At 43.5% G+C, this 2,330-nt stretch carries 3 protein-coding genes; 2 read left to right on the forward strand and 1 reads right to left on the reverse strand.

From position 1 onward, the window contains the following. Nucleotides 1–102 precede the first annotated feature (102 nt). Together FTV42_RS16305 and FTV42_RS16310 are read left to right on the forward strand one after the other, a co-directional pair. On the forward strand, nucleotides 103–351 hold the full coding sequence (locus FTV42_RS16305) for a phosphoglucosamine mutase (RefSeq protein WP_071830581.1): 249 nt from the start codon (nucleotides 103–105) through the stop codon (nucleotides 349–351). 61 nt (nucleotides 352–412) lie between these two features. Then, the gene (locus tag FTV42_RS16310; protein WP_071830580.1) at nucleotides 413–877 is read left to right on the forward strand and encodes an ATP-binding protein; all 465 of its coding nucleotides are present in this window, start codon (nucleotides 413–415) and stop codon (nucleotides 875–877) included. A 73-nt stretch (nucleotides 878–950) separates the two neighbouring features. On the opposite strand, the gene mph is transcribed toward FTV42_RS16310, so the two are convergent. Further along, the gene (mph, locus tag FTV42_RS16315) at nucleotides 951–1,838 is read right to left on the reverse strand and encodes an Mph(E)/Mph(G) family macrolide 2'-phosphotransferase (protein WP_071830579.1); all 888 of its coding nucleotides are present in this window, start codon (nucleotides 1,836–1,838) and stop codon (nucleotides 951–953) included. Nucleotides 1,839–2,330 lie beyond the last annotated feature (492 nt).

The raw sequence follows: 2,330 nt of genomic DNA on the forward strand, positions 1-2,330 counted from the left end.
CGCAAGAATTCGTTAACTGCACATTCGGGATATTTCTCTATATTCGCGGTTCAGCAGGCATGTCCCCTTTGAGGGCGACCCGACGACAGGATAATCGACCTTATGGTGCGCAAATATTTCGGCACAGACGGTATTCGTGGCAAAGCCAACGAAGGCGCGATGACGGCGGAAACCGCCTTGCGCGTCGGCATGGCGGCTGGCCGTGTCTTTCGTCGCGGTGACCACCGCCATCGTGTCGTGATCGGCAAGGATACGCGCCTGTCGGGCTATATGCTTGAACCCGCGCTCACAGCCGGTTTCACCTCGATGGGCATGGACGTATTCCTTTTTGGCCCGCTGCCGACAACGTAATAGGAAGAATAAACGCCCTTTTCACCCAAGTCCAAATTAATTTGCCGATTCCATAATCAGGGTGTATTACAATTCCATAGAGTTTTTCAATCCAGGTGGTTTAGCTGATAACTTAACGATTGATCAGCTTCTTCGTGAAGATTACTCGCCATGGGCGCGCAATAAAAGGATATCTGCCACGTTCAAAGAAGCGCATTTTATTGAAAAATATGGGTCAGGCATCAAACGAATCCAAGAAGGCTTCGCATCCTATGGTCTGCGTCCCCCTGTCTTTGAAAATTTCCAGCACGGTTTTCGAGTTATTGTCTCATCAAAGCTACTTTTCGAATCTAATGAGGGAGTAAGTGAGGGAGTAAATCTACTATTTAATCAGATAAGAACTAATCCAGGAAAGCGTGCACCATTTTTAGTAAACGAGCTATTAGTTCCTGTCAAGATAGTAGAGCGGTGGCTCAAAATCTTAAGAGATGATCATAAAATCGAGTTTCGAGGAGCTCCTAAAAGTGGAGGATACTGGCTAAAATAGAAATCAATGATACTCTTAAGTGGCACCAATCGAACTCCTATTTTAGCATTTAAAAAAGTATCCTCACATCATTTTATTGAACAATACCTAAGGCTGCTCTGGCGGCATTGATATGATTATCGTCGTTGCACTCTACCGCAAAAGCGCCATATGCTAATGGAGCTGCAGCAGCCCTCTCTATAGATTGTTCGTAGAGCCTATCCCATATCGTTCCGCCTTGTTTAGCATACTCCGTTATCAAACTCTTCAGGCTATCCTCTCCAAAAACCGATACGTGACCAGAAAAGTCCAGTGCAGGATCACCCATATGCGCAGTAGACCAATCTATGATACCAGAGGTCTTACCTTCCTTCGAGGTTAAGACATGCCCTGCATAGAGATCGCCATGGATGAAACAAGTGAATTCAGGCCACAAAGGGTCATTGTCCAACCATCTACGGTATCTGTTTTCCAACGGCTCGCTGATACCTATCTCAGATTTCACCAAGTGGATACGGTCAGCTATTTCGGTCCTCAATTCACTTGGAGTCATTATTTTCAAGTTGCTCTTTCTCACATCGTCAGCTGTAATACGATGTAATTCGGCCAATGATTTTGCCAGAGACTCCACATAAGCTATGCTATCGCGATCTATGTTCCAAGAAACCTCATGTGTTATCGCATCGAATGTCAGAGCAGGCGCATCCTCCAGTAAAGGGTAGGCTATTAGGCGCTCCGATACAATTTTCCAATCAGGGACATTGATCGACAGGTTTCTTTTGGCTAAATCCAATATTCTACTTTCATTTTCGATTTGTTCAAGCATATCGCTTCTTCGAGGTATACGGAGTACCCAGTTCTCACCGTTTACTTCCTTTACAAAGGCAACTCTAAAGTCGATGCCCATCTCATTGACGCTCATCTCTTCCGAAATTCTCAGCCCATGCTCTAGGGCTAATGTTTGCATATCTTCGATTGTCATTTCTATACTGTTTTCTTTTATTAAATTGGTACCAGTTCCCCCGACAGGACATTCTGAATGTCATATACAGGTGTAACACTTTACCCATATTCTTTTCGTATGGATAACACTTCCCATCAGGGAACAAAAATCTGATACATGAATTAATTGTGAGACAGTAGACCTACTGTCGCATTGAAGCCATCTCGGCGACTATTTGATTAGGAAAACCAAGGCTTTGCCATCATAGCCTTATCATAGAAGTATAACATAGTTGTAAAGATAGAAAATTATTTTTTATTCATCCATGATGTTATTATTTTATAATAACATCATCTAAACATGTCCTGTCGCTCTTTTGTGCTGTGATATTTCATACCTATTAACTGCTTTCGTTTGAATTATACGACGTTCTACTCACAATAGGGCAAGGGTTACTCATTCCGTAGGATGCGGTTCACGTATAGGAAGAATAAACGCCCTTTTCACCCAAGTCCAACAGCTTTGGACCGC

Source organism: Acinetobacter sp. YH16052 (assembly GCF_013417155.1).
Classification (GTDB): Bacteria; Pseudomonadota; Gammaproteobacteria; order Pseudomonadales; family Moraxellaceae; genus Acinetobacter.